Annotated in this window: 26 protein-coding genes and 1 tRNA gene; 19 read left to right on the top strand and 8 right to left on the bottom strand. The window is 43.8% G+C overall.

The window, feature by feature from the left end; all coding sequences use genetic code 11:
• Positions 1–20 precede the first annotated feature (20 nt).
• The 10 genes from ICV90_RS07265 (at position 21) to ICV90_RS07220 (ending at position 11,135) form a co-directional block, all read left to right on the top strand.
• Entirely contained in the window at positions 21–413 is a 393-nt protein-coding gene (locus ICV90_RS07265) for a VOC family protein (RefSeq protein WP_215357763.1), read from the top strand.
• A gap of 328 nt (positions 414–741) precedes the next feature.
• Positions 742–1,143 carry a hypothetical protein gene (locus ICV90_RS07260; RefSeq protein WP_215357761.1) on the top strand — a complete coding sequence of 134 codons (402 nt, stop codon included), beginning with the start codon at positions 742–744 and terminating at the stop codon, positions 1,141–1,143.
• 301 nt (positions 1,144–1,444) lie between these two features.
• A complete protein-coding gene (locus ICV90_RS07255) occupies positions 1,445–2,230 on the top strand; it encodes a hypothetical protein (RefSeq protein ID WP_215357759.1) in 786 nt (261 codons plus the stop codon).
• A 130-nt stretch (positions 2,231–2,360) separates the two neighbouring features.
• Complete coding sequence (locus tag ICV90_RS07250) at positions 2,361–3,842, top strand: DUF1254 domain-containing protein (protein WP_215357757.1); 1,482 nt, start codon at positions 2,361–2,363, stop codon at positions 3,840–3,842.
• A gap of 382 nt (positions 3,843–4,224) precedes the next feature.
• Positions 4,225–4,428, top strand: a complete 204-nt coding sequence (locus tag ICV90_RS07245) for a cold-shock protein (RefSeq protein ID WP_072583619.1) — start codon at positions 4,225–4,227, stop codon at positions 4,426–4,428.
• Positions 4,429–4,513: 85 nt separating this feature from the next.
• Positions 4,514–4,774: a translation initiation factor IF-1 gene (gene infA / locus ICV90_RS07240; RefSeq protein ID WP_215357749.1), complete on the top strand. Its 261-nt coding sequence runs from the start codon at positions 4,514–4,516 to the stop codon at positions 4,772–4,774.
• 596 nt (positions 4,775–5,370) lie between these two features.
• Positions 5,371–6,597, top strand: a complete 1,227-nt coding sequence (locus tag ICV90_RS07235) for an amidohydrolase family protein (protein WP_215357741.1) — start codon at positions 5,371–5,373, stop codon at positions 6,595–6,597.
• A gap of 32 nt (positions 6,598–6,629) precedes the next feature.
• Positions 6,630–7,799, top strand: coding sequence for an ABC transporter substrate-binding protein (locus tag ICV90_RS07230; protein ID WP_215357739.1), 1,170 nt, complete (start codon positions 6,630–6,632; stop codon positions 7,797–7,799).
• 31 nt (positions 7,800–7,830) lie between these two features.
• Positions 7,831–8,703, top strand: a complete 873-nt coding sequence (locus tag ICV90_RS07225) for a branched-chain amino acid ABC transporter permease (protein WP_215357737.1) — start codon at positions 7,831–7,833, stop codon at positions 8,701–8,703.
• A complete protein-coding gene (locus ICV90_RS07220; protein ID WP_215357735.1) occupies positions 8,700–11,135 on the top strand; it encodes an ATP-binding cassette domain-containing protein in 2,436 nt (811 codons plus the stop codon). Before ICV90_RS07225 ends, ICV90_RS07220 begins: the two co-directional genes overlap by 4 nt.
• Here ICV90_RS07220 and ICV90_RS07215 read toward each other — a convergent pair.
• The 5 genes from ICV90_RS07215 to ICV90_RS07195 form a co-directional block, all read right to left on the bottom strand.
• A complete protein-coding gene (locus tag ICV90_RS07215; RefSeq protein ID WP_215357725.1) occupies positions 11,132–11,557 on the bottom strand; it encodes a lipocalin-like domain-containing protein in 426 nt (141 codons plus the stop codon). The two genes, ICV90_RS07220 and ICV90_RS07215, sit on opposite strands and share 4 nt — an antisense overlap.
• 5 nt (positions 11,558–11,562) lie before the next feature.
• Positions 11,563–12,333 carry an ABC transporter ATP-binding protein gene (locus ICV90_RS07210; protein ID WP_215357713.1) on the bottom strand — a complete coding sequence of 257 codons (771 nt, stop codon included), beginning with the start codon at positions 12,331–12,333 and terminating at the stop codon, positions 11,563–11,565.
• On the bottom strand, positions 12,330–13,103 hold the full coding sequence (locus ICV90_RS07205; protein ID WP_011903027.1) for an ABC transporter permease: 774 nt from the start codon (positions 13,101–13,103) through the stop codon (positions 12,330–12,332). Before ICV90_RS07205 ends, ICV90_RS07210 begins: the two co-directional genes overlap by 4 nt.
• A gap of 2 nt (positions 13,104–13,105) precedes the next feature.
• Positions 13,106–14,101: an ABC transporter substrate-binding protein gene (locus tag ICV90_RS07200; protein WP_215357711.1), complete on the bottom strand. Its 996-nt coding sequence runs from the start codon at positions 14,099–14,101 to the stop codon at positions 13,106–13,108.
• 67 nt (positions 14,102–14,168) lie between these two features.
• Positions 14,169–15,347, bottom strand: a complete 1,179-nt coding sequence (locus tag ICV90_RS07195; protein ID WP_215357708.1) for an amidase — start codon at positions 15,345–15,347, stop codon at positions 14,169–14,171.
• A gap of 47 nt (positions 15,348–15,394) precedes the next feature.
• On the opposite strand from ICV90_RS07195, the gene ICV90_RS07190 reads away from it, so the two are divergent.
• From ICV90_RS07190 to ICV90_RS07165, 6 genes are all read left to right on the top strand, one after another.
• Entirely contained in the window at positions 15,395–16,210 is an 816-nt protein-coding gene (locus ICV90_RS07190; RefSeq protein ID WP_215357706.1) for an alpha/beta hydrolase, read from the top strand.
• A gap of 200 nt (positions 16,211–16,410) precedes the next feature.
• Positions 16,411–17,199, top strand: coding sequence for an ABC transporter ATP-binding protein (locus tag ICV90_RS07185; protein ID WP_215357704.1), 789 nt, complete (start codon positions 16,411–16,413; stop codon positions 17,197–17,199).
• Positions 17,196–18,011: an ABC transporter permease gene (locus ICV90_RS07180; RefSeq protein WP_215357695.1), complete on the top strand. Its 816-nt coding sequence runs from the start codon at positions 17,196–17,198 to the stop codon at positions 18,009–18,011. Before ICV90_RS07185 ends, ICV90_RS07180 begins: the two co-directional genes overlap by 4 nt.
• Before the next feature lie 28 nt (positions 18,012–18,039).
• A complete protein-coding gene (locus ICV90_RS07175; protein WP_215357693.1) occupies positions 18,040–19,011 on the top strand; it encodes an ABC transporter substrate-binding protein in 972 nt (323 codons plus the stop codon).
• Between the two features lie 63 nt (positions 19,012–19,074).
• Positions 19,075–20,376, top strand: coding sequence for an amidase (locus ICV90_RS07170; protein WP_215357691.1), 1,302 nt, complete (start codon positions 19,075–19,077; stop codon positions 20,374–20,376).
• Between the two features lie 52 nt (positions 20,377–20,428).
• Complete coding sequence (locus ICV90_RS07165) at positions 20,429–21,247, top strand: sulfite exporter TauE/SafE family protein (protein ID WP_215357681.1); 819 nt, start codon at positions 20,429–20,431, stop codon at positions 21,245–21,247.
• Positions 21,248–21,313: 66 nt separating this feature from the next.
• On the opposite strand, the gene ICV90_RS07160 is transcribed toward ICV90_RS07165, so the two are convergent.
• From ICV90_RS07160 to tsaE, 3 genes are all read right to left on the bottom strand, one after another.
• Positions 21,314–21,389: transfer RNA gene (locus ICV90_RS07160), tRNA-Lys, on the bottom strand.
• Between the two features lie 86 nt (positions 21,390–21,475).
• On the bottom strand, positions 21,476–22,822 hold the full coding sequence (locus ICV90_RS07155) for an N-acetylmuramoyl-L-alanine amidase (RefSeq protein ID WP_215357678.1): 1,347 nt from the start codon (positions 22,820–22,822) through the stop codon (positions 21,476–21,478).
• A gap of 14 nt (positions 22,823–22,836) precedes the next feature.
• Positions 22,837–23,379, bottom strand: coding sequence for a tRNA (adenosine(37)-N6)-threonylcarbamoyltransferase complex ATPase subunit type 1 TsaE (gene tsaE / locus ICV90_RS07150; protein ID WP_215357675.1), 543 nt, complete (start codon positions 23,377–23,379; stop codon positions 22,837–22,839).
• Between the two features lie 43 nt (positions 23,380–23,422).
• Between tsaE and queG the strand changes: the two genes are divergently transcribed.
• From queG to ICV90_RS07135, 3 genes are read left to right on the top strand one after another with little or no spacing between them, the layout of a single operon-like run.
• A complete protein-coding gene (queG, locus tag ICV90_RS07145; RefSeq protein WP_215357662.1) occupies positions 23,423–24,517 on the top strand; it encodes a tRNA epoxyqueuosine(34) reductase QueG in 1,095 nt (364 codons plus the stop codon).
• Positions 24,518–24,544: 27 nt separating this feature from the next.
• On the top strand, positions 24,545–25,330 hold the full coding sequence (locus ICV90_RS07140) for an AzlC family ABC transporter permease (RefSeq protein WP_215357660.1): 786 nt from the start codon (positions 24,545–24,547) through the stop codon (positions 25,328–25,330).
• Entirely contained in the window at positions 25,327–25,689 is a 363-nt protein-coding gene (locus tag ICV90_RS07135) for an AzlD domain-containing protein (protein ID WP_251367703.1), read from the top strand. Before ICV90_RS07140 ends, ICV90_RS07135 begins: the two co-directional genes overlap by 4 nt.
• Positions 25,690–25,696 lie beyond the last annotated feature (7 nt).

The following is a 25,696-nucleotide window of genomic DNA, read 5'->3' as shown; positions in this document are numbered from 1 at the left end:
GTCTAGATCAGAAGATAAGCATGATTGACCATTTAGATCACTTAGTTCTCACCACCGCAAGGGAGGCCGAGTGTGTGGATTTTTATACCCGGGTTCTTGGAATGAGGCTGGAATCTTTTATTGGGGGCACTCCGCCTGTTGAACGTAAAGCCTTTAAGTTCGGCAATCAAAAGATCAACCTACATATCAAAGGTAAGGAATTCGAGCCTAAGGCCGACATTCCTACTCCAGGCTCCTTAGATCTTTGTTTTATTGCTGATTGCCCACTACAGCAAGTGATTGAAAAGCTTAAAGTCGAAGCCTGGCCCATCATTGAGGGTCCGGTGATTCGTACTGGCGCTACACAGAAAATTAACTCCGTATATGTCCGAGACCCAGATCAGAACTTGATTGAAATCTCTGAATTAACTTGATCGATTTTTAAATTAATCCCTGTACTAAGTGATAACTAATCATTCCAATATAGAGCCTGCCAAGAAGGAAGACCTTAAGAGTGAATCCTCTACACCAGAGGAGTTGGGGCGGGAGCAATCAGGAACACCATCGAATCATGGGAGTGAAGGTCTGCAAGCCTCCAATCATTCTAGAAGGGTCGGTCGCAGTAAACGAGAAATCATGGAGGAGCTGTCCCGCGCTAGATTTCCTTGGGATGAGTAGTGAAGGTTTTTGTATGGCTGAATGATTAAAAGAAATTAGTGGATCTAAAGATTTTTTTCGAACTTATTACAAAGAGATAAAACTATGAATTACTTATTCAATATACTTTCCGTAATCATATTGACCTCTCCATTGCAAGTCTTGGCTGATTCCAAAATTTACCAATGCGAAGTGATGAGCGATGCTCATATTAAGAATGATGGTTCTTTAGAGATTTTGCAAAATAACTCAAGAATAGGGCAGAAATTTACTGTGATGAAGAAAACGGGCGAGGTTTTTGGCGATGTAATGGACGCTCTAAAAAATCCTAAGGTGCTTGCGTCCGGCAGCGAGAAAAATGCATTTAAAGTACTTTGGGTCCAAAAGGCAGCCAGTAAAAGTGGGGTCTTTGTAGATTATTTGAATATTGATGAATTTGTAAAGGGGAAGCAAAAACCTTTTGGTTTCTTCTCTGGCAGCTTACTCTTGACGGGTATTTGTGAATAGTTTTTCTGAAGCTTCAATTACTATTAAAAAGTTTTATTGAGTAGTTGAGCCAGTCGCTCACCTGCAAGCCTAAGTCTGACCTCTAGAATCGGCGTGTAGTGATTGATGTACTGCTGATCAACTAGGCGGGCTGGAATAAGAACAGGTCTTGGTTTACTCTGGTTTTGACTTAAATCGTAGACTTGCAGTAATTTTTGATTTGATAGATAAATCTACGCGACTTAGGTAGAATTATTTATGATTTTGAGTAATATGTACTCATCATCTCGAGCGCTATATCACCTTCTTACGGGAGAGCTAAATGAAGATAATTACAGATATAACTATAAAAGTAGCTGCGCTAACGCTCATATTGCTTGTTGGCATGACACCGGCCTTAGCCGACCAAAAAGTTGGTCTGACGGATCCCTGTCCAATCAAGATTGAAAACTGGCGCGGTAAGGCATTCTACGAAATACTATTCATGAACCGCCAGGCCAACGGCAGCGGGATCGGCTACTACTACAATTCTCTTGGCAAGGACCTTGAGGCACCCAACGATGTGATGGACGCACGCTTCCGCGCGCTGAATGCAGATGAATTGAAAAAGAAATACGGGAGCGATGGAGTCCTCTTTAATGGTCCGCGCCGTCTCGTAGCGAACAGCATTACCGGGACGGCCTGGGATGGCTGCAAGGAGAGAGTGATCTCCACGATCCCCTTGCGCGTACTCGGCCTCTTCGAAACCCCTGACCTGAGCAAGGCCGTCACTGGAACCCTGCCTGCTTATAAGGCGCTGGTGTCTAAGCGAACCAATACCTTTTTCTTCAATGCAGGCGAAACAGTGTATGAGCTGATCACCCCAGAGGGCGCTGTGTATACCATGTTCAGTTTGTCCTTGAAGATTGATCCCAAGAACACCATCGAAAGCCTGCCAACTCTTGGCAACCGCCTAACCTTGCCGGAGGGATGGAAATTTAGATCGCGCAAGTTGGATAAGGACATGACTCTGACGTCGAATGCTGATTCCAACCCGCCTAACACCATCGTTCTCGACCAGCTTGAGGGCAACTACCAGTACAACGCTGGCGCCAGCGCCAAAAAATAGCGCGTTATTGACCGGCGGTAGTGGTTTAGGTTTGTTCTGCGTCTGCCCACCCCGTGATGAGGGTGGGTGATGCTGCATATGTGCAGTGGTATCAATATCGAATTGCTTGAGAAAAAAGAGGGATGGCACCATGAAAAATCGCCACATTTCAGCTTTTATCGGATTAATCATTGCGGCCATCGTGGCAGTAATGAGTGTTGGATGCAGCAATAAGAACGATGCCGTTTCTCAAACGGAAAAGAAAGATGCCGTAGCGGGCATTCCAGTACCAAGCCTTGAAGAGACAAAGGCGATTGCAGAAGAAGGATTCATCTACGGACTTCCGATCGTCATGAACTATGCAGTCATGTATGACTACGCGATTGATCGTGACTCAGGGCAGTTCAAAGCTCCCTTTAATGAAATCAATAATGAGGCGCGTGTCTTTACCTATAAAGATACGACAGTAGTCTCGCCCAATAGCGATACTCCTTATTCGATTGTGTTTATGGATTTGAGATCAGAGCCAATGGTGTTATCGGTGCCTGCAGTAGATAAAAAGCGTTATTACGCAGTGATGTTATGCGATGGTAATACGTTTAATTATGGTTATATCGGTAGCCGCGCTACTGGCAATGAGGCTGGCGACTATATGGTAGTTGGGCCTGATTGGCAGGGCGAAACACCTAAGGGTATTAAAAAAGTCTTTCGTTCATCAACCCAATTTTCTGCAGCAATCTATCGCACTCAACTTTTCAATGCGGCTGATATGCCCAATGTAGTTAAGGTGCAAAGTGGGTATAAAGCGCAACCGCTTTCGGCTTATCTCAAACAGCCTACTCCAGTCGCTGCCCCAGCAATTGATTTTCCTAAGATCAATAAAGAGATGGTGAAAACCAATTTCTTCGCATATCTAAGCTTTGCCCTTCAGTACGCACCAGCCGGCCCCGAGGAAAATGCCATCCGGGAAAAATTGGCAAGCATTGGTATCGGACCCGGCAGAAAGTTTGAGTTCAAAGATCTCTCGGCCGAACACAAAGCTGCAATCCTTTTAGCCATGAAGGAAGGTGAGGAGAAGATTGAAAAAATGGCTGCAAATGGAGGTAAAGACTTTAATGGGTGGAGAGTGGGCGGCCTAGCTGGTGGGGATCGTACTTTCTTCAATGGAGATTGGTTAAAACGCGCTGCTGTTGCAAAAGCCGGCATCTACGCAAACGATTCAGTTGAAGCCATGTATCCATTAACTCGCATGGATAGCCAAGGAGAAATGCTTGATGGCAGCAAGCACAGTTACACGTTCACCTTTGTAAAGGGTCAACTTCCACCGGTGAATGCCTTTTGGTCCATCACGATCTACGATGGCAAGACGCAACTCTTAATCGAAAATCCAATCAATCGCTATCTAATTAATTCTCCAATGCTGCCAGGGTTGAAGAAGAATGCTGATGCATCGGTAACGATCTACATTCAAAATAAATCACCAGGTAAATCAAAAGAAGCAAATTGGCTGCCAGCACCCAACGGTCCAATTTATATGGTTATGCGTCTTTACTGGCCAAAAGAGAGTCCTCCATCTATATTGCCGCCAGGTGAGGGGGAGTGGAAGCCGCCTGGAATTGCTTTGGTGAACTAACTTACTTCGCTCCAATGGAAAGCCCATAGTCACCTGGGGTGACCTGTATTTCGCCTAGGCAACGGAAAAATCCCCGGAACGTAAGTTCGGGGGATTTTATATAACAGGTGGGTCGGGCAGTATTTGAACTTGCGACTAATAGATAGCCAAAGCGCTTTTACCTGCACCTATGGCTGTTTTAGAGGTAATTTGTTAGTAAGTAATCTTTTATGACAAAAGTAGAGTAAAATACATATAGCGATTTTCAAGCTAATAGTGTTGTTGTACTAGTAATTAATACCGCAGTTCTGCGATAGTTCTTCTTAGCATCTCCCCCGCCATTCTTGACTTTCGCCTCATTTGGGGCTTTGTCCCTTTTATATTTTTTAAGGAATAGTCAGATATGGCAAACGGAATTGTGAAATGGTTTAACGACGCTAAAGGCTTCGGCTTTATTACCCCTGAACTCGGTGGCGAAGATTTATTTGCCCATTTTTCAGCAATCAATAGCAGCGGATTTAAGTCTTTAGCTGAAGGTCAAAAGGTGACTTTTGATATTACTACTGGCCCTAAAGGCAAGTTAGCATCCAATATTCAACCTGTTTAAATCAGATGCAAATGCCAGGCGGAAATTATTTGCCTGGTCCAAAGCCCAGCATGACTGGGCTTTTTATTTTTATAAAGGATGTTAAATGGCAAAAGAAGCCTTGCTGGAAATGGAAGGTCTTGTTGATGAAATTCTGCCAGATTCTCGTTATCGAATTACTTTGGATAATGGCCATAAGCTTATTGCCTATACAGCGGGAAGAATGAAAAAAAATCACATCCGTATATTGGCAGGAGATAAGGTTTCTTTGGAGGTCTCTCCCTATGACTTGAGTAAAGGCCGTATTACATTTAGACATCTTGAGAAAAAGCAATCTTTTACTAGTGCACCGTATAGGCGACATTGACAGCTTTGTGGTTTAAAACTGCAAGTTAAATAAATATTTGTAAAGAATCTCAGGCCTTTTTTGATACTGCCCTAGGCAAGCAAGAAATACTAAAGCCACCTTCGGGTGGTTTTTTCTTTGGTCGTCTGTCATCCCAGTCTACAGCGGTCCAACAGATTGCTTATTGCCGCCATAAGTTACCGACACATTCCAAACAACCAAAAGAAAAGGGACCACATTGCTGTGATCCCTTCGTATAACTGGTGTGTCGGGCGAGATTCGAACTCGCGACCAACGGATTAAAAGAAGTCGCGGGTCTTCAAAACCCCACATAAATCAATAGCCTATCCGACCAAAAAATGAGCGTGCGATTGAATGTGCGATTAATAGATGGTTTCTTTAAATCTACATCTTGCTAATTTTTCTTGAATTAAGTCAATTCGGTGCTGCCACTGCACTATTTAAAGGCTATCAAAATTTATTCGCACTAATTTAGTGCAATGACTAATCTTCGACCTCTTCCTTGGGTCTAAATTTAATTCCACGCGGATTTCTTAATCTGACGGTTCTTCCGCTTGTAGTGAACTTTCGTTTTCAGCCTCAACTTAATGAATGCCATGGAATTAATATTAAAAAATGCTCGAATTAACGGGCGTACAGAGACGGTAGATATCGGCATCAACCAAGGAATGATTGTTGCTATTGAAAAGAGCCTTTCCGAAGCCCATGAAATTCTGGATTTGGGTGGGCGCTTAGTTATCCCGCCATTCTGTGAATCCCATATTCATCTTGATAAGTCATGCATATTGTCACGCTGTCATAGCTCTAAAGGAACTATTGAAGAGGCTATAAGCCAGGTTGCACTTCAAAAGAAGTTGTTTACTCAGGATGATGTCTTCGAGCGTGCTTGCAAGACTCTAGAGAAATCGATTTCACACGGTACGATGCATATGCGTACCCATGTTGAAGTTGATCCGGTTATTGGTCTACGGGGACTTGAGGGTGTGTTTGCTGCCATTGAAAAATATAAATGGGCTATTGATGTTGAGGTGTGCGTATTCCCGCAAGAAGGGTTGACTAATAATCTTGGCACTGAAGAACTAATGGTTGAGTCTATGAAAATGGGCGCTAGAGTAGTAGGTGCCGCACCCTATACGGACGCAGATTCAAAAGAGCAAATCGATCGTGTATTCCGGATTGCTAAGGATTTCGATGCGGATATCGACATGCATCTAGATTTTGGAAATAACGCTGACTATTTAGACGTTGAATACGTATGTCAAAAAACTAAAGAATTTAACTATGGCGGACGCGTAGCTATTGGGCATGTAACCAAGCTGACCTATCTCCCATCTGAGCACTTGGGTGAAGTCATTGGAATGCTTTCTGATTCTGGGGTGGCGGTAACTGTATTGCCTTCAACTGATCTTTACTTGATGGGGCGAGACCATACGTGTAACCATAATCGAGGTGTGGTCCGTGTCCATGAAATGTTAGAACATGGAGTCAATTGCAGTCTTTCTACGAATAACGTCCTAAATCCCTTTACCCCTTTTGGGGATTGCTCATTAATTCGAATGGCGAATCTATATGCAAATATTGCCCATGTCAGCGAGCCAAATTTCCACGACTGCCTAGATATGGTGACTACGAGGTCCGCTCAACTAATGCGTCTTTCTAACTACGGTATTGAAGTAAATCATCCAGCAAATTTAGTAGTGCTCGATTGCACATCTTCTTCGCAAGCCATTGCTGAGTTAGCCATCCCTTTGTTCGGACTTAAGAATGGACGACGTAGTTTTACAAGAAATGCAGTAGAAATTCATCATCCACATCACATTTAACTTAACTTCACTTTTGCTTAAAAGGTAAATACATGAAACTCACTCCAACTCAATATTTAGGATCTTTGCTTCTTCCTTTGATGTTTCTATCAGCTCCTGTTAGTGCGCAAGAGCAAGTCAAAATCGGCCTTGTAGCCGCCTTATCTGGAGACTCCGCATTATCTGGAGAATCCATTACCCGAGGAATGACGGTGGCGATTGATGAAATTAATGCAAAAGGCGGCGTACTGGGTGGTAAGAAATTAGTATTGGTAAGACGTGATGACGAATCAAATCCAGCCAAAGGCCAATTAGCCGCAAGGGAGTTGATTGAGAAGGAGAAGGTTGCTGTAGTGTTTGGTGGAATCGATACACCAGTATCTATGTCCTTAATTAACGTGATGTCTGAATTAAAAACTCCATATATGGGCGTATGGGCAGCAGGCACAGGCATCACTAACAACAATAAAAATCCTAACTATATGTTTAGGGTATCGGCAGTTGATGAGCGTGTAGATTATGGAATGCTTAAATATGCACAAGATAAATTCAAGTCAAAGCATCCTGGATCTATGTTGGTGAATAACCCATGGGGCGATTCAAATATGAAGGGCTTAGAAAAGGCCGCTGCCGCCTTAAATATTACGCTTGCGGGCCAAGAAAAATACAATACTAATGATATTGATACTACTGCTCAGCTGACGCGCCTTAAAAATGCCGGTGCTGACTCTATCATTTTGGTTGGCAATACTGGAGTAGCTGCGCAAGTAATGAAATCTTTAGAGCGCATGAATTGGAATGTTCCAGTAGTTTCACATTGGGGCATCTCGGGTGGCCGTTTTGATGAATTAGCGGGCCCTCGCTACAAAGACGTTGTTTTCGTTCAGACTTACAGCTTCTTTGGCAAGCAAAGTCCGGTTGGCGAAAAAGTGATTGCTGAGTTGAAAAAGCGCTATCCTGAGATTAAGGGAGTTAATGATATCGTAGCGCCGGTAGGTACGGCTAATGCATATGATGCGACTATGTTGACAGCTTTAGCTATTAATAAAGCTGGATCAACTAACGGTGAAAAAATTCGCGAGGCATTTTATGAAATCCCTGAGTACAAGGGGCTCATCAAGACTTATAAGAAGCCTTTCTCAGCTGAAAGCCAAGATGCGCTCACAGATCGTGACTACATATGGGTTCATTTTGTAGGTAACGTTGCAGTACCGGTCAATTAATTTCTTTACCCCCCGTTACTATCCTTAAATTATGATTTCTTTAGATGTATTAATTGCAGGCTTAGCAACGGGGAGTATTTACGGACTACTAGCACTTGGGTATCACATCACCTTTGTAGTTTCAAATACCGTTAATTTTTCTCTTGGTGCCACACTCATGTTTGGCGCAGTCATGTTTTATGAAGTGCATACACGTCTAGGCATTGACATCTTAATTGCCGTTCCGCTGGTTCTGCTGATGTCTGGGCTGCTCGGAATAATCGTTGAGCGTTTCTTCGTTCGGCCTTTTTGTCAAAATAATTCTGTTTCCTGGCTGCTGTCTACGATTGCGTTTGGAATTATTTTAGAAAACATCGTTCGCTTCACTTTCGGTCAGGAGCCTAGAAGTATTCCTATGCCGTCTATTTCTGAGCCTATTCGTTTATTCAATGCTGGAATTTATCCTATTGAGTTCATTATTCCCGCAGTGGGAATCAGTGTTGCAATAATTCTGTGGCTATTATCTAAAAAAACCATTGTTGGTAGAGCATTACTAGCGGCAGCTCAAAACCGAGATGCCGCAATCCTTCAGGGTATTAACGTTAAAAAATTAATTATTTTGGCGTACGTAGTTTCAACGGCGCTGGCAGGTCTGGCAGGGATGTTAATTGCACCAAAATTAAATGTCTCTGCAAGCATGGGTACTCTCATTGGTTTAAAGGCATTCGCTGCTGCAATTATTGGTGGGATATTGAGTGCCCCAGGTTGTCTAGTGGCTGGAATTGGCTATGGCGTCTTTGAGTCCATTATTGCTGCCCAGTTGCCTTCTGCATTTAGAGAAATTCTAGGTTTTGGCTTACTTATCATTATTCTGATCTTCAAACCAAATGGCCTCTTTGGAAAAAAAGGGGTTTATAAAGTATGAGGATCAATTCAACAGCAGTAGCGGCTACCCTCTTCATTTTATTGGGCATATTCGGAGTTATTTTTTCTCCGAATACATATTGGCTCTATATATTAGGTATGGCAGGTATTTTTTCAATGGTTGGCTATGGCTTAGCCTTGCTGATTGGTATTGCAGGACAGATATCAATAGGTCACGCTGCCTTTTTTGCGATTGGGGCATATACCGAAGCCATCCTCACTACTAAATATGGATTTAGTTTTTGGCAGACTTTGCCTGTAGGCGTGTTGATGGCATTTGTGCTGGGTTTGATTTTGGCTGCGCCTGCATTACGAGTCAAGGGTCCGTATCTAGCAATGGTGACTATTGCATTTGGGCTGATATTAGAAAATATCATTATTGAAGCGGAGCCAATTACCGGAGGGTTTAACGGTATCTCGGATATCGATAAGCCCAGCCTTTTTGGATTTGTATTTGATATCCGCTGGCATGTTGGGTTAATTATCCTAATAGCAGTGTTAACCGGTTTTGCTTATTTACTCCTAACTAAATCACGATTTAGCAAATCACTTAAGGCATCCAGTGATGCTGAAGCAGCTGCGATCGCTATTGGGATAAATCCAGTTCAAATTCGTAGTTTAGCTTTTGCAATTTCTGCTGGAATTACTGGATTAGCTGGAGCGCTTTTTGCTCCAATGGTAGGGTTTATTAGCCCTGAAAATTTTAATTTATTCCAATCCATCTTATTTCTTCTACTCACCATCTTAGGTGGAGTGGGAACTCTAACTGGACCAGTTATTGGGGCCATCATTATTGCGGGCCTACCGGAAGTCTTGTCGGGATTGGCGGAGTATCGAATCCTAGTCTTCGGAATATTGTTAGTTTTAATTCTTTGGATCCGCCCAAATGGAATTGCTTCTCTTTATGAGGCGAAAGCGGGCACTAAAAACCCGAAGAAACCAATTGGAAATGGCAATATTGATCAATGGCTTAAAGCAGGCCTCCGAAATGGCTTATTAAAGATAGAAGATCTTTCTATTCGTTTTGGTGGAGTAAAAGCCGTTAGCGATGTCAGTTTTTCAATCGAGCCTGGAAAAATCGTTGGCCTGATTGGTCCAAATGGTGCCGGAAAGACCACGTTACTGAACTTAATTAGTGGTTTTTATCAAGCTGGAAGTGGTCATGTGAGTCGCTTGAATGAAAATTTATCGTCACATCCAACTTATCAACAGGCTGGCCTTGGTATTGCAAGAACATTTCAGGCGACTCAATTATTTGGCTCACTTACAGTCTATGAAAATTTATATATAGCCCTGCCAAAAGGAGTTGATCATGACTCCATTATTTATGAATTACTCAATTTAGTTGGATATAAGCAAGAGTTAAACTGCTATGCGAGTGAGTTGGCGTTTGTTGATCGCCGTTTAGTTGAGATTGCTCGTGCGCTAGCTTGTAATCCAGACCTCATCTTATTAGACGAGCCAGCCGCTGGTTTGTCTGCAAAAGAAAAAGACGATTTGAGTCAATTGCTTGGCCATCTTGCTGGTCTAGGTATTAGGGTATTACTTGTGGAGCATGATGTCAGGCTTGTCATGGGCACTTGCGATGAAATAGTAGTGTTGGATAGTGGCCAAGTTATTGCGCAGGGTGCGCCTGAGCAAGTGCGTGAGATGCCTCAAGTAATCGAGGCCTATCTTGGGGTGGCGAAGCTTCATGTTTTTCCTAAGGCTAGCAACATAGATCCACAAGCGATATTGGAGATTAGTAATTTATCAGCCGGCTATGGAAATTTATCTGTTTTAAAAGATATTAACCTCGTTGCAAAAAATCATGAGACCTTAGCCTTGCTCGGCGCAAACGGAGCGGGTAAATCCACTTTAATGAAGGCATTGTCGGGCTTGATCCCAAGCAGGGGAAGTATTCGATTTAAGGGCAGGGATATATCCAGCATCCCTGGGCATCAACGGGTATCCCTTGGATTAGCGCTTGTACCAGAGGGTAGACAGGTATTTCCAGAGCTAACGGTTGGGGAAAATTTATTGCTGGGCGGTTATACAAAATCTGCTTCTATTCGAAAGCAAAGAATTGAAGATATGCTGACGCTTTTCCCGCGCTTGCGAGAGCGTTTTAACCAGCCCGCTGGAACTCTTTCTGGAGGCGAACAGCAAATGCTGGCGTTTGGAAGGGCGATGATGTCAGCACCAGACCTACTCCTATTGGATGAGCCGTCTTTAGGTCTTGCCCCTAAGCTGGTGGCTGAGGTTTATCAGGCAATCCAAAAAATTGCAGGTGAGGGTACGGGGCTGATGGTGGTAGATCAATTCGCGAAAACCGTATTGCAGATTGCTGACCGTGGATACGTATTTTCTTCTGGAAAAATTACCCTAGAAGGTAATGCAGTAGATCTACTGCAATCAGAGGAAATGATTAGCGAGTACTTGGGAGAGGGTTAATCTGTTTTAACAAAGGTTAAGATACTGCGCTGTAGACCTTTATCTGCCCAATTGGGCATGATGCGCCAAGTAGTCAAAACGCGAAGGCGGTCATCTTGAATTTCAAATTGACGTCTTTGCTCTGTATTCACCCAATCAGGCTTCCAGGCAACCTGAACGCTCGTGATCCATTCATTACCTTCTATGCGGTAGGTGCCTGCGTAGGATACTAGGCTGTTTAATAATTCCGCGCTATCTTCGCTGCTTGAGGCTGGCTTTCGACCCTCACCAGTTAATGTCACCATGACATGGTTATTTTCAGTGATGCAGATGAATCCAGTTGGTTTCTGTCCTAGGGGATAAAAAAACTCGCCCGTTTCTTGTATTTCTACTTCGTAGGAAAATAATTTCCATATTCCTATAAGTGCTTGATTGCTTTTCATGAGGCTTATTTTCGCATTTCTGCTTGAAAGATTTCAAGGGCTTTTGACTTGATCTGAATGAACTCAGGATGGCTTACTGCTTCAGGCAAGCGTGGTTTTGGCATATCAAAATATAAAAGAGAGGCAATCGCCGTTGGTCTTCTTGTGAGAAGGAGAATCTCATCGGCTAGAAAGACCGCATCTTCAAGATCATGAGAGACGATCATCATTGTTGTACCAGTGGTAATGTTCGCCTCTTGCAGCTTTTCTCTGATGAAGAGTGTCATTTCAAAGTCTAAGGCTGAGAATGGCTCATCTAGGAAGAGTATCTCTGGCTTAGGTGCTAAGGCTCGCATAATTGATATGGTTTGCTGTTGTCCACCAGAAAGCTCATAAGGGTATAGATCCAGATTGAATCGTATTTCAAATAGCTGAACCAATTCCTTGACGCGAGCAGTTACTTTAGCCTCGCTCATTCCAGTGCGCCTTAGCGGATAGGCTATGTTGTCGCGGGAGCTCATCCATGGAAATAGAGCGTCTCTGTAGTTTTGAAAGACATACCCAATCTTAGTATCTTTTAAATCTTTTCCATCAAACAAGACCTGACCAGAGTCATAGGGCATTAGCCCTGCGATCATATTAATAAGAGTAGATTTTCCGCAACCATTTGGCCCAAATATAGAAATAATCTTTCCATACGGAATTTCAAAGTTAAAGTCTTTGTAAAGAGTCGCGCCGCCAAACTCTTTGCATAAGTTCCGAATAGTGACGTGCGTGCGTGGCGGGTTTTGGCTCATGCTTTTCCGCTCCAGTGAACTAACTTCGATTCAGTTGCCATAAAGATTAAATTAAGCGCGTAACCAAGTGCACCGGTAATAAGTATTGAGCTATACATATCTTTGATATTAAATACTTGCTGAGCATCAATAATTCGGTGCCCTAGACCTGCTTCAGACCCAATGAACATCTCGGCAACAATCACTATAACCAGCGCTAGGGATACACCAGTCCTAAGCCCTACAAAGGTTTGAGGCAGGCTTTCCATTAGAAGTACGTCTTTAAAAATATGGAAGTTACTAATGCCCATAGTCTTGGCTGCCATAACCCGGGTTTTCTTGGCATTCATTACGCCATAGGCGCTATTAAAGAGAATAACAAGCACGGCTGCAAAGGCGGCGATCGCAATTTTATTAATATCAGTAATACCAAAGATCAGCATAAACAACGGAATCAGTGCCGAAGATGGTGTTGATCTGAAAAAATCAATTAAAAATTCAACACTTCTGTAGGCTGGGACTGAGCTACCTAAAATGACGCCAAGAGGAACTCCGATTACGCAGGCAATTAGAAATGCGTAGAAAGTGCGAAGTACAGTCGCCCAAAGATCCTTAAAAATTGCCCCCGTAACAAATAGGTGGCCCATGTATTCAAAGGTTGCATTCGGAGCAGGCAGTAACGTTGGTGAAACCCACTTCGCCGAGAGTGTTAGCGACCAGAGTAGATAAAGCAGGACCGGCCCAATAAAGGGAAGCACCATGAATAGGTGCTTGCGATGATTCAAATTCATTATTAGGACTGCTTGTAGATAAGTGTTAGTGCCGATATGGGTTTTTCAAAAACTTTACGCTCGGTAAATACATCAAATAGTCGTTGCAATGCTTTTACATCAGCAGCTTTCACTTCGTTATATTGGATGTATCCGCTAATTGGCACCTCTTTGGCTAAATCGCCGTCAATCGCTGTATAGCCTTTTAGATATTGATTGGCAGCCATACCTTCTTTGCGAACATACTCAACGCCCCCTGCATACCCTTTAATAAATCCATTAATTAAGTCCGCTTTTTCTTTTAGCGTCTTAGAGGTGAGTGCAGCTGCGCCGCCTATCCAAGGAAGGTTATCACCCAAAACATATTTTGATACCACTCCTGCGCCAATCGAGCGTGAGATTTTTTGTTGTTTTCCAATGACTGCAGTTGGCTCTAGTACATAGGCCCCATCAATTTGACCGGCTACTAAGGCCGGTAGGATTTGGGCAATAGGCAACTCAATGACTTGAGCATTGATCGCTCCCGCGCCTGCTAGAACTGCTTTAGCGAGAGTAACATTATTGATTCCAGGACCACAGGCAACTTTTTTCCCGGCAAGCTCAGAAATCCCCTTAATACTGGAGTTAATTGGAACGATAACCTGGTCCAAGATATATTTTTCGTTTGCGTAGTTCATGCAAGTAAATTTGATTGAACCGGGTGACTGAGCATCAGCTAAGGCAAGCGCTGTAATGGCTACCCCATTTGCGCAACCATCAATCCTGCCAGCGATCATAGCTTCTACTACCTGATTTGGGCTTGCAAACTTCACGGCCTCTACATTTACTCCTGCTTGTTTGAAGAGACCACGATCAACGGCAGCATAAAAAGGTAGGCCGGCTGCAATGGGCCAATACCCAATCAATAACTTCTTTTCTTCTGCTTTTGCGCTGAGGCCGATAGATCCCATCGCTAAAGCAAGACTAGATTTGAGGCCGAGTACCAGTGTGTCGCGCCTAGAGAATTTTTTTGAGTTCATGCATCCATTCCTTTAAGTAATGTATGCATCCTAAGGCTATCTTATAGGTATTAACGATTACTATTCTTCATGTTGGTGCATAGATTTCACCTAAAAGTGACATGTCCATATTTTGCTTGGCTAGGATGGATACCCCAAATGGTGCATCTTGAATGGTAAGCAAGGGCAGTGTTACTTGTGGGAGGCCGCATAGGCCAGCGATACAAAGTAATTGAAAACTATTTTTTCTAAAGTCATCAAATTCTTTTGCGCTTGAGTCCAAGCGTGGCGCTATATCAAAAACGGTGGGAAGTATTAGATAAGTATTTTCAGAAAGCAGTTGAGCCATCTTGGTAGTGACTTTTTCTCGGTCAGAGCGAGCTTTAATTTTTTGATCCTCAGTGATGGAGCGCGCAGCCTCAAAGCGATCTTTTACTCCAGGCCCCATCTCGCTGAGATGTTCGGATGCCCAATTACCATGCTGTTCCCAGATTTCTCCAGCTTGAATAATTCTAAATGTCTCTGCCCAATCTTTGAGCTCGCAGTTGCCGATCTCAACCGTAGGAATTTGAGCTCTTCCCAGTCGGAGTGAGATAGCTTCTTGCGCCTGTTTGCTAAGGCTGGGGGGTAATAAGTTAAATGCCTCTTTTAAGAAAAAGTAGGATGCGCTGGCGTTTCTTGCCCGAGTTTCATTAAAAAGAACTTCTCCCACCTTTAAGAGGATTTCTGGATCTCGTGCAAACCAACCTAAAGTATCGAAACTTTTTGCTAGTGGACGAGCTCTCTCAAGGCTAATACGCCCATGTGTAGGGCGGAAACCATATATACCGCAGAAGCTAGCCGGAGCTCTAACAGAACCCCCAGTATCTGAGCCTATAGCAAAGTCAACTAGCTTAGCAGCAACTGCAGATGCTGATCCGCTAGAAGATCCTCCTGGAACTCTGTTGGGGGCGGCAGTATTTAAGGGTGTACCGTAATGCGCATTCATTCCTAGAATGCTATAGGTTAGTTCGTCAGTATGAGTCTTCCCAACTAATGACGCGCCAGCATCTACAAGGCTTGAGATAAATGTAGCCGTCTCAGTAGGAATGGGATGGGAGTTCAGCCAGGCAGGACTCCCAAATGCTGTTGGTATATTAGCGATGTCAAAAATATCCTTTACCCCAAAGGTTAAATCTTTTAGCGGGCCTGATTTTGTCGAGAGTATCTCTATCGGAGCATCTACACAAAAGGCTCGGGCTGTATCGCGTTCAAAAATTGTGGGCATAATGGACCAATAAGTAAGTGATTGAATTTATCTTAGGAGTGTAGGGCATGTGGAAAAATTTTTCCAAAGAGAATTTAGATAAGGCTTACAACAATTCTTTAGCCGTTGCTAATAGCGCAGAGATCGTGCGGTCATGGGTTCAGTCTAGTATCTCGGCCAAGGAAAAACTACCTGGGGATTGTGATATTTCTTATGGGGATACAAAATTTCAATCTTTCGATTTTTTCTCCGCGGGAGACAATGCTCCCGTTATCGTATTTTTGCATGGCGGGTTCTGGCAGATGCGGTCTAAGGATGACTTTACTTTCGTTGCTCCTCCATTGGTTCAGGCGGGTTTTAGCGTGGCAATGCTCGGGTATCGTTTGGCGCCCTATGCCAATATGCATGAAATTGTTCGGGATGTAAGAGATGGCCTAAAAGCAATTGGCGTTTACATGAATAAGAATCAGATGGTTCCTCAAGGTCTATGGCTAATAGGCTGGTCTGCGGGTGCCCATCTCATATCAATGGTTCAGGATGAAGAGTGCGTCCTAGGGGGCACTGCAATTAGTGGGATTTACGATTTAGAGCCAATGAGACATTGCTATATCAATGAAAAACTAGCGCTGGATGAAGGTACTTCATTAAAGAATTCACCAATTCTGCTTCAGCAAAATACCTCCAAGCCCCTAGATATCTTTGTAGGTGGCTCTGAATTGCCAGAGATGCAAAGGCAGTCGGTTGATTTTTCTGTCTATAGAAATTCAACTGAGGCGGAGGGCAGTTTTAAAACCATCCCCGAAAAAAATCACTACACAATACTAGATGAACTGACGGATAAAAATGGAGAGATATTTAAAGTTTTAGTCAGTCGTTTAATTTAATTATTAATCATTCAAATAAAAAAACTACCTAAGGGTAGTTTTTTTATTTGAACTAAGTAGTGTACTGATAGTGCGCACCACATTGATGAATGCTGCACTTTTATCGATGATTGCGCACTAAATTAATGCAGCTACATTCACTAGTGATGGGAGCTTATGTAAGTATCAACCCCAATAAAAATATTTCATGGAGATTGATAGTGAGTATTCCTGTAGTGCAACTTTCATTAGATTCAATACGCAAGTCATTTTCTAGTAAAGATGGCCCAGTTCCAGTTCTTAATGGACTTACATTTGATGTGATGGAGCAAGATTTTTTAAGCATCATTGGGCCGAGTGGGTGTGGAAAGTCAACTATTTTTAATATCATTGCCGGGCTCCTCGAGGCTGATAACGGAAATATGATCTATAGAGGCAGCAAAATTCAAAGCCTCAGAGGTAAGGTTGGTTACATGATGCAAAAAGACCTTCTGTTCCCATGGCGCACGGTTCTTGAGAATGTCATGCTTGGATTGCGGGTTCGGGGCGAGGATGATGCTAATGGGGTTGAGAAGGCAAGGGACTACCTCAACACCTTTGGGTTATCCGGTTTTGAAAAATCCTACCCTCAGACTCTTTCGGGGGGGATGCGTCAGCGCGTTGCACTGATCCGTACTCTTTTAATGGATCCCGACATCCTATTGCTTGATGAGCCATTTTCGGCCCTGGATTATCAAACTAGACTCTACCTTGAGAGTGTTCTGCTTGATGCTGTAGCAAAGTTTAAAAAGACGGTCATCTTAGTTACCCATGATATTGATGAGGCTGTAGCCTTATCTAAGCGAGTTGTTGCGCTAAGCGGTAGACCTACAGTAGTTAAAAATGTGCATCAAATTGATATTGAGCGCTCATCTCCAATCGAAGCTAGATCACACAAAAATTTTGGTGAATATTTTCATCTACTTTGCTCTGAATTGGATATTCAAACCAGAAAGGATGAATTGGCATGAGCCGCGAAAAGAAAACAATGAGCCAAATGCTCGATACAAGCTTTGGAAAGTCACTTATTCAGATTTTATCGGTTGTAATTTTTTTCGCTATTTGGCAAATCCTCGCGGAATTTGGATTCATCTCGGAATTTCTAGTTGGAACTCCTTTTGGGATATGGAAAAGATTCATTGCGAGCGTGATGGATTACTCCATCTTTATTGATACGGGGTATACGCTTTGGGAGGCTTTATTGGGCTTTGTGATTGGTACGCTTGTTGGTACTAGTATTGGGTTACTCCTTTGGTACTCAAAATGGGTTTCCCAGATTGTGGAGCCATTCATTGTTGCTATTAATAGCGTTCCAAAAATTGCATTAGCTCCCATTATTTTGCTTTGGTTTGGAACAGGTCTGGGTGCTAAGGTCGTATTGGTTGTCTCTATGACAGCAATTATTGCTCTCATTGCAGCACATCAGGCAACTAAAGAAGCCGATAAGGATTTGCAATCATTGCTGTATTCCATGGGCGCTGACCGCAAACAAATATTTCGTCAAGTGGTTGTCCCTTCTTCAATGCCGGCGATTGTTTCCAACTTTCGCATCAATGTAGGCTTTGGATTAGTTGGCGCAGTTGTGGGTGAATTCATTTCATCAAAAGCTGGTTTAGGACACATGATTTACAACGCCTCAAGCTTATATGAGCTCAATTCTGTTTGGGTTGGGTTATTCATGTTGATGATTGTTGGTTTCTTTCTGTATCACGGCATTGATTCGCTGGAGCGCTTCTTGTTCCCATGGCGCAATGATTCTGGACGCACACAAATTCGGATGTAATTTTTTATTAATCTCACGGAGGTTTTTCATGAAATCGATTTACAAAAAGCTACAAGTAACAGTTGCTGCATTAGCTATTGCTGGCATGTCGTTTAGCGCTACCGCAGAAGTAAAGACAGTCACTATTTCTCAGGCATTTCAGTCAATGTTGTATCTACCCCTTTATGTCGCAATTGATAAAGGCTTCTTTAAAGACCAGGGCTTAAGTGTGATTAAAGAAACCGCTGGATCTCCTACCGCGGCTTTATCTTCGGTACTTTCAGGAAGTTCGCAGTTTTCAATTCATGGTCCAGAATGGACTGCTATTGCCGCTTCTAAGGGCGCCAATGTTGGCATTATTAGTAATGCTGTTAACGGCGCTGCTGTATGGATTGCAACAGCTCCTGATGTGAAATTTACGAATGTTAAGGACATCAAGGGCCAAAAAGTTGTTACTGGTTTAATGCCAACGACAAGCACCTCTTTGTTCCTTAAGTTGCTTAAGGAAAATGGCATGAGTGATAAAGATATCGATATGATCCAGGTTCCTCTGGGCACAGAACCTGCGGCGCTATTGGGTGGTCAGGCAAAGGTTGCGGTGCTGTACGAGCCGGGCCTTGATCAAGTGGCGATCAAAGGAATGAAGGTTGTTTTAGGCTTCCCGAAAACTTATGGTGCTTACGCTTTCTCATCCATTACTGCAATGAAGACGGTTGATCCAGTATCAGCTCAGAGAATGGTGAACGGTATGGAGGTTGCGCTTCGTTATATGGCTAAAGATCCCAAGGGAGCTATTGAGGTTGCCAAAAAAGAGTTTCCAACGCTTGATCCTCAAGTTGTTGAAAATGCGGTAACTCGCATGATGAGTGAAAACGTATTCCCTAAGAGCGTTCAAATCACTCCTGCGGCACTCAAAATTTCAATGGATACACAAATTGCTTTAGGTAATTTAAAAGAGCAACCTGTCTTTGAAAACTTTATTAACGAAACCTATATTCAAAACGCTTTGAAATTGAAGTAATCGCTATTATTAATCCACTTGGGGCGTATTTTTACGCCCCATTTCTTTGAATAAATAAAACATATGAAAAATACAATTGGACTGACTGAGGCTTGTAACTTAATTTCTGCCGATGAATTAAAGCCTATAGATTTTTTGCGGGCCTGTTTTGATAGGGCAAATGAAGTGGAGCCCGTTCTTAAGGCCTTTGTTTCAAGAGCCTCATTAGATTCTATGACCAAGCAGATAAAGGCAGGCCCGCTCTCAGGAATTCCAATTGCCGTTAAAGATATTATTAATACTGTTGATCTTCCAACGACTAATGGGTCACCCATTTATAAAGATAAGACTCCCGCCGAAGACGCTACGATTGTTAAAAAAATTCGCAGTCTTGGCGGCGTAATATTTGGTAAATCAGTAACGACCGAGTTTGCTTGGCGTAATCCAGGCCCAACAACAAATCCAGTTAATGCTGAATATACCCCTGGAGGATCCTCTAGTGGTTCAGCGGCATCGGTTGGCGCAGGGATAGTGCCATTAGCGCTGGGATCGCAAACGCAAGGCTCAATTATTAGGCCGGCAGCATATTGTGGGGTAGTTGGTTATAAGGCGAGTTACGGTGCAGTTTCTAAGCTTGGTGCTCACGCCTTGTCCTACTCGCTAGACCATATTGGGTTTTTCACGCGGTCGGTTGACGATATGGCTTTTGCTTTTAATAATTTAAAAAATAGTGATTCATCTGATCCTGAATTAATCGTTATTCCAGATTTGGTCTTTGGCGCAACAAAAGAGTTGCCTATGCTGGACAAGCCAAAGATTGCATTGCTAGAGACACCGCTGGACCATATGATGTCTGATGATCAGAAGCAGGCATTAAATTTAGCTGTCCAGAAACTCGAAGAATCAGGCGCTATCGTTCAGAAGTTATCTTTGCCCCAAGAGTACTGGGACGCGATCCAAGCAATGAATCTTATTTTGGAGTCAGAGGCTGCAGAAATACATGCGCATCATACTGAGCATGTGAATGATTCACTTAGCGTTCATATTCAAGGGTTGGTTACAAGGGGTCTAAAGCATAACGCTCCTGCTTATGTTGCCGCAAAGTTCTTACAAAAAAATCTACGTAATTCTATCGCCACTTACTTTGATAGCTTTGATGCATTTTTAATGGCCCCGGCAAGTGGAGAGGCTCCTAAGAGTCAGGCATCTACTGGGGATCCAATCTTCTGTGCCCTCTGGAGCTTTTTGGGAACCCCTTCTATTACGATTCCTGCTGGTAAGTCAAAGAATGGTTTGCCACTAGGCATTCAGCTTATTGGAAACTATAGATGTGATGCTAAGTTACTAAGTGTAGCTAAGTTTTCTGAGTCCGCTCTAGCGAAGTAATCTTTACATGCCCCATCCTCTGAAGTTCTTGTTACTCTTTGTGGGGTGAGGCATGTCAATCGGTGATATAGCTTGGTTGATGCTAGGTGGAAGCCTATCTGGATTTTTAGCTGGCCTACTGGGAATTGGGGGTGGAGTAATTTTAGTTCCACTAATGATTCTGATATTTGGCCGTTTAGGCTTTAATGAAAATGTTCTGATGCATATGGCAATTGCTACAGGTATGGCTAGCGTGTTATTTACTACTTCCTCGGCCGTAATAGCTCATCAGAAACGTCGCAATATTAACTGGAAACTAGTTATTTCCTTATCTCCTGGTCTTGTCTTGGGGGCTGTAATTGGCGGCGGAAAATTTTTTGATGTCATTAATGGAGCTTGGCTATCGCTAGGATTTTCCATTTTTATGCTTTACTCATCCACCCAAATGATTCTGAATAGGTCCCCTCATGCTGCACGAGGTTTACCTGGAGCCTTTGGGCTCTTTGCTTTTGGTGTGTTGACGGGCGTGATCGCTAGTCTATTAGGTGCGGGCGGCGCTTTTATTACGGTCCCATTTATGATTTGGTGCAATATCAAACCCCATAATGCAATGGCAAATTCCTCGGGCTTAGGTTTTCCAATCGCTGCATCATCTACATTGGGTTATATCTATGGAGGTTGGGGTAATTCATCTTTACCTGAGTACTCTCTTGGCTATGTGTATGTACCCGCTTTATTGTGCATTGTTATTACGAGCATTCTTGCTGCACCGCTCGGGGCAAGAGTGGTAAATAAATTAGAGGCGCCTAGATTAAAACGTATTTTTGGATGCACTCTTTTTCTAGTTGCATTATTCATGCTCAATGAAAGCAGAAAAGCGTTTGGGTATTAAAAAAAGGGCTCTTGATTGCTTGCGTCTCTAAAAGAAAAAGCCACCCGAAGGTGGCTTTTGTATAACTGGTGGGTCGGGCGAGATTCGAACTCGCGACCAACGGATTAAAAGTCCGCTGCTCTACCGACTGAGCTACCGACCCAGTTAAGCCATAAATTATAGCAAGAAGTTTGTAGGTCTTCCCTGGGTTTGTGGGGTCTGCCCCTCAGCCCTTGTACTTACAAGTTCCTAGGAGTTGATCCGTCTGGCAACCGGTGGATTTTTAGAAAAATAGTCCTTAATTCCCCTCAAAATCGCCTCTGCAATCCGATCTTGGTAGCCATCATCATTCAACCTGGCCTCTTCCTGTGGGTTGCTAATAAAAGCCGTCTCAACTAGGATTGAGGGAATATCTGGAGCCTTCAAAACCGCAAAACTGGCTTGCTCCACCTTCCCCTTATGTAGGGGTGCAAATCCTCCAATTTGCTTCAGAATCGAGTTGCCCACTTGTAGTGAGTCTTTGATCTGGGCCGTAGTCGACATATCCAGGAGTAGGTTAGCAACTTGACGATCTTGTGTTTTGATATTGATGCCGCCAATCAGGTCAGAAGCATTTTCTTTGTTGGCCATCCATCTGGCAGCAGTGCTACTGGCTCCCATTTGAGAAAGTGCAAATACGGATGCTCCCTTGGCGTTTCTTTCAATGAAGGCATCTGCATGAATGGATACAAATAAATCGGCTTCAACACGTCTGGCTTTTTGAACTCTGACATGCAGTGGCACAAAGTAATCGCCATCTCTAGTTAAGAAAGGGCGCATATAGGCCTCGCCTTCAATCTTGTCTTTGAGTCTCTTGGCAATTGCAAGCACTACATTCTTTTCTCGTGAGCCTGCAGCACCAATCGCACCAGGATCTTCACCACCATGGCCAGGATCAATTGCAATCGTGATCAAACGTTTGTACTTAGCGGGCGCTGGCAATTCCTTGGGGTCTGGAATGGCTTGTGCAACTGGTGCTGCTGGAGTTTTAGCCAGCTCTTTTTCTTTCTTGGTGGCGAACTGCGCAATCAGATCGACTTCTTCATTAGATTTTTCCAGAGCGCTTTCTTTCTTGGCGCTACTTCTCACTAAAGCCATTAATGGATCTGGTGGCGTAGTAGGGTAGAGGTCAAACACCATGCGGTAGTTGTACTCACCAATGGGATCAAGCGTAAAGAGCTGTGGCTTGATGGGTTCTTTTAAGTCAAATACCAAACGCACAACTCCTGGCTGAAACTGGCCAACCCGAACTTGCGAGATGTAGGGATCGTTTGGCTTTACCTTGGCTACCAAATCTTTTAGAGTGGGATTGAGCTCCAATCCTTGCACGTCAACTACTAAGCGATCTGGATTTGTCAGAATCTGTTGGGTAATAGGCAGTGGTGTATCGGACTCCAAGGTAACGCGGGTGTAGTCCTCAGAAGGCCAGACACGAACACCTAAGATCTTGGCACCCCAAGCAATATCTATCTCAGTAAGCAAAAGGGCAAAGCTCAAGAGCTTTGCGGAAGCCTTAAGATGCTGCCTTCTAGAGAGGTTGATCTTTTTATTTCTCATTCACTATTGAGTCATTACTGAGGGATTTGAATATCATCGACTACAGCTTTACCTTGAATAGATAAGGCATTAATAGTGATCGAGCGCTCATTCTCATCTGTGCCTGCAGATAACAGAATCTGAATATCAAAATTTGGCAAAGTGCCTTCTGCTTTTTCTGGCCATTCGATTAAGCAAATACCCGGAAAATCAAAATGTTCTGCAAATCCCGCTTCTTGCCATTCCAGGGGATCACGCATGCGATACAAATCAAAGTGGTGAACAGTGATTGCTTGATCTTTTAAATTGAGTGGATAGGGTTCGCACAAAGTGTAAGTAGGACTCTTTACCTTGCCCTCATGACCCAATGCTTGAATGAGGTATCTTGCAAAGGTTGTTTTGCCGGCGCCAAGATCACCCTCTAGGGAGATATTTAAGTGTGAACCTGGCTGCTTAGTCAGAAATTGCTCAAAACGAGCCGCCAGTTGCTTAGCAAGAGAAGCGGTATCGGCTTCCTGCCTACAATAGAGTTCTATTGCAGTGAGCGGAATTGCCGTGGTTGCCTGTGTTTGAGCCATTCCCCTAGTTTATTCAATTATTGCGCTACATTCTGTATTCCATATGCCTTTATCTACTAGTCCTCAACCTTTAGATGAGTCCAATCTACGTGATTGGCTTGGGGAGCAGGCTGCATCCTTGGGATTTGGTGGCTTACGCATTACCGACACCCATTTAGGGCCTGCAACAGAACGTTTGCAGGAATGGCTGGCTGAGGGACGTCATGGCCATATGGAATACATGCAACGTCATGCCGAATTACGCTCCAATCCTGAGCTCTTGGTACCCGGTACAGTGCGCGTCATTTGTGTATCCATGAACTACCTCCCACCCGAAACTGATTTCGATACTGAGTGGCAAAGGCTAGAGGATCCAACCCAAGCAGTGGTCTCGATATACGCCAGAGGGCGCGATTATCACAAGGTACTCCGTAATCGCTTGCAAGAATTTGCCCAACGCATTGAAGAGCGCATTGGTAAATTGGGTTATCGCGTGTTCACGGACTCGGCTCCGCTAATGGAGGTTGAGTTGGCACGTAAGGCGGGTTTAGGTTGGCGTGGCAAACACACACTATTACTGAATCGAGAGTCTGGCTCAACGTTTTTCTTGGGTGAGATCTTGGTGGATGTACCACTTCCATTGGATCAAGAGATTGAAGAGCATTGCGGTACCTGCACCTCTTGTATCGATATTTGTCCTACTCAAGCTATTACTGCGCCATATCAATTAGACGCACGTAGATGTATCTCTTATCTCACCATCGAAAATCCTGAAGCTATACCAGTTGAATTTAGAAGCGCCATGGGTAATCGTATCTACGGTTGCGATGATTGCCAACTGATTTGTCCTTGGAATAAATTTGCCAAACGCACAGAGTTACCAGATTTTGCAAGACGTCATGGCTTGGGGCAGGCATCACTTTTACACCTGTGGTCCTGGACTGAGGCTGAGTTTGACCAACGCCATGAAGGTAGTGCTATTCGTAGAATTGGTTATAGCCGCTGGCGTCGCAATTTAGCCGTAGCAATAGGCAATGCGCTAGCAAGCGCTGCTGTAGCAGATAGCGATAAGTCAGCTATACGCACAGCTTTAAGTGAGGTGCTTGCCCAAGCTGATCCTCTAGTAGCTGAGCATATTGAATGGGCCCTAAAGGCTTAGAAGTCCTGCAAAGATTACAATTAAGTCATGTCATCCGCAGACCAGCCCTATATTGATCCTAGCGAAATCGCGCTAGAAGAGTCGGCTGCAGAACGCTTTAAAAGTCCCAGCGATGCATTTTGGTCTGGTATTCGGGATGCAGCGGGTGCTCCTGCGATGGTGCTCTTTGCTGGCATGGTGGGCTTCGGAGCAATGGGTAAAACCAACGGCTTTGATGTTTGGTTTACGACCTTTACTTCCTTCTTTATGTTCGCATTACCAGGGCAGGTTGTCTTGCTTGAGATGGCCATTACCGGCTCATCAGTTGTGGCTATTGCTTTAGCAGTCACGCTCACATCTACGCGCTTCATTACGATGACGGTGACACTCTTTCCGCAGTTTCATCAAAAGGATCGCAATCGTAGTCTCTATGCTTCGGTTCATCTATTAGCGATGACGGCATGGGCTATCTCCATGCGCGAGTTTCATGCGATTGAGGTGAAGCATCGCCTGAGTTATTTTGTTGGCTTAGGATTGTTGTGTTGGTTGATCTCTATTCCGGGAACCATTCTGGGTTTTTACTTGGCGGGTATGGTGCCACCCGCTGTGACCCTAGGTTTAGTCTTTATTAACCCCTTGTTTTTCTTGTTGACCTTTACCGAGGTAAAGCCTTGGATTAATCGTATTGCGATTTGCTTGGGATGTATCTTTGGCCCCATCTTCTTTATAGTAGATCGCGATACCAGCCTATTAACCGCGGGATTGGTTTCCGGAACCATGGCTTACTTTATTGATCGCAAGTTCTTGCGCAAGAAAACTGGGGTAGTTGGATGATGGATACGATCAACACCATGACTAACGCGCTCTCGGGTTGGGGTTTGTGGATTGCTTTAGTGGGCGCCTGTCTGGGTACTTACTTCTGTCGCGCAATTGGTGTCCTGCTATCGCAAAGCATCAATCAAGATAGCGAGATCTTCCGCTGGTTGGCTGCTGTCACTTATGCGATGGTTGCCGCTTTAACTATTCGCTTGATTGTGATGCCACTCGGCCTGATGGCAACCGTACCCTTGTGGATACGAGCGCTGATTTGTGCCTTAGCTATCGGCGTGATGATCTCTAAACCTACCAAGCGATTGGTTCCTGCCTTACTGACAGGAACTTTGCTGATGGTGGGTTACGGCGTAATTCGTTAAATAAAAA

Origin of the sequence: Polynucleobacter sp. JS-JIR-II-b4, assembly GCF_018687815.1 — a bacterium.
In the GTDB taxonomy this organism is placed as follows: domain Bacteria; phylum Pseudomonadota; class Gammaproteobacteria; order Burkholderiales; family Burkholderiaceae; genus Polynucleobacter.
This window is presented reverse-complemented; position numbering and strand designations above follow the sequence as displayed.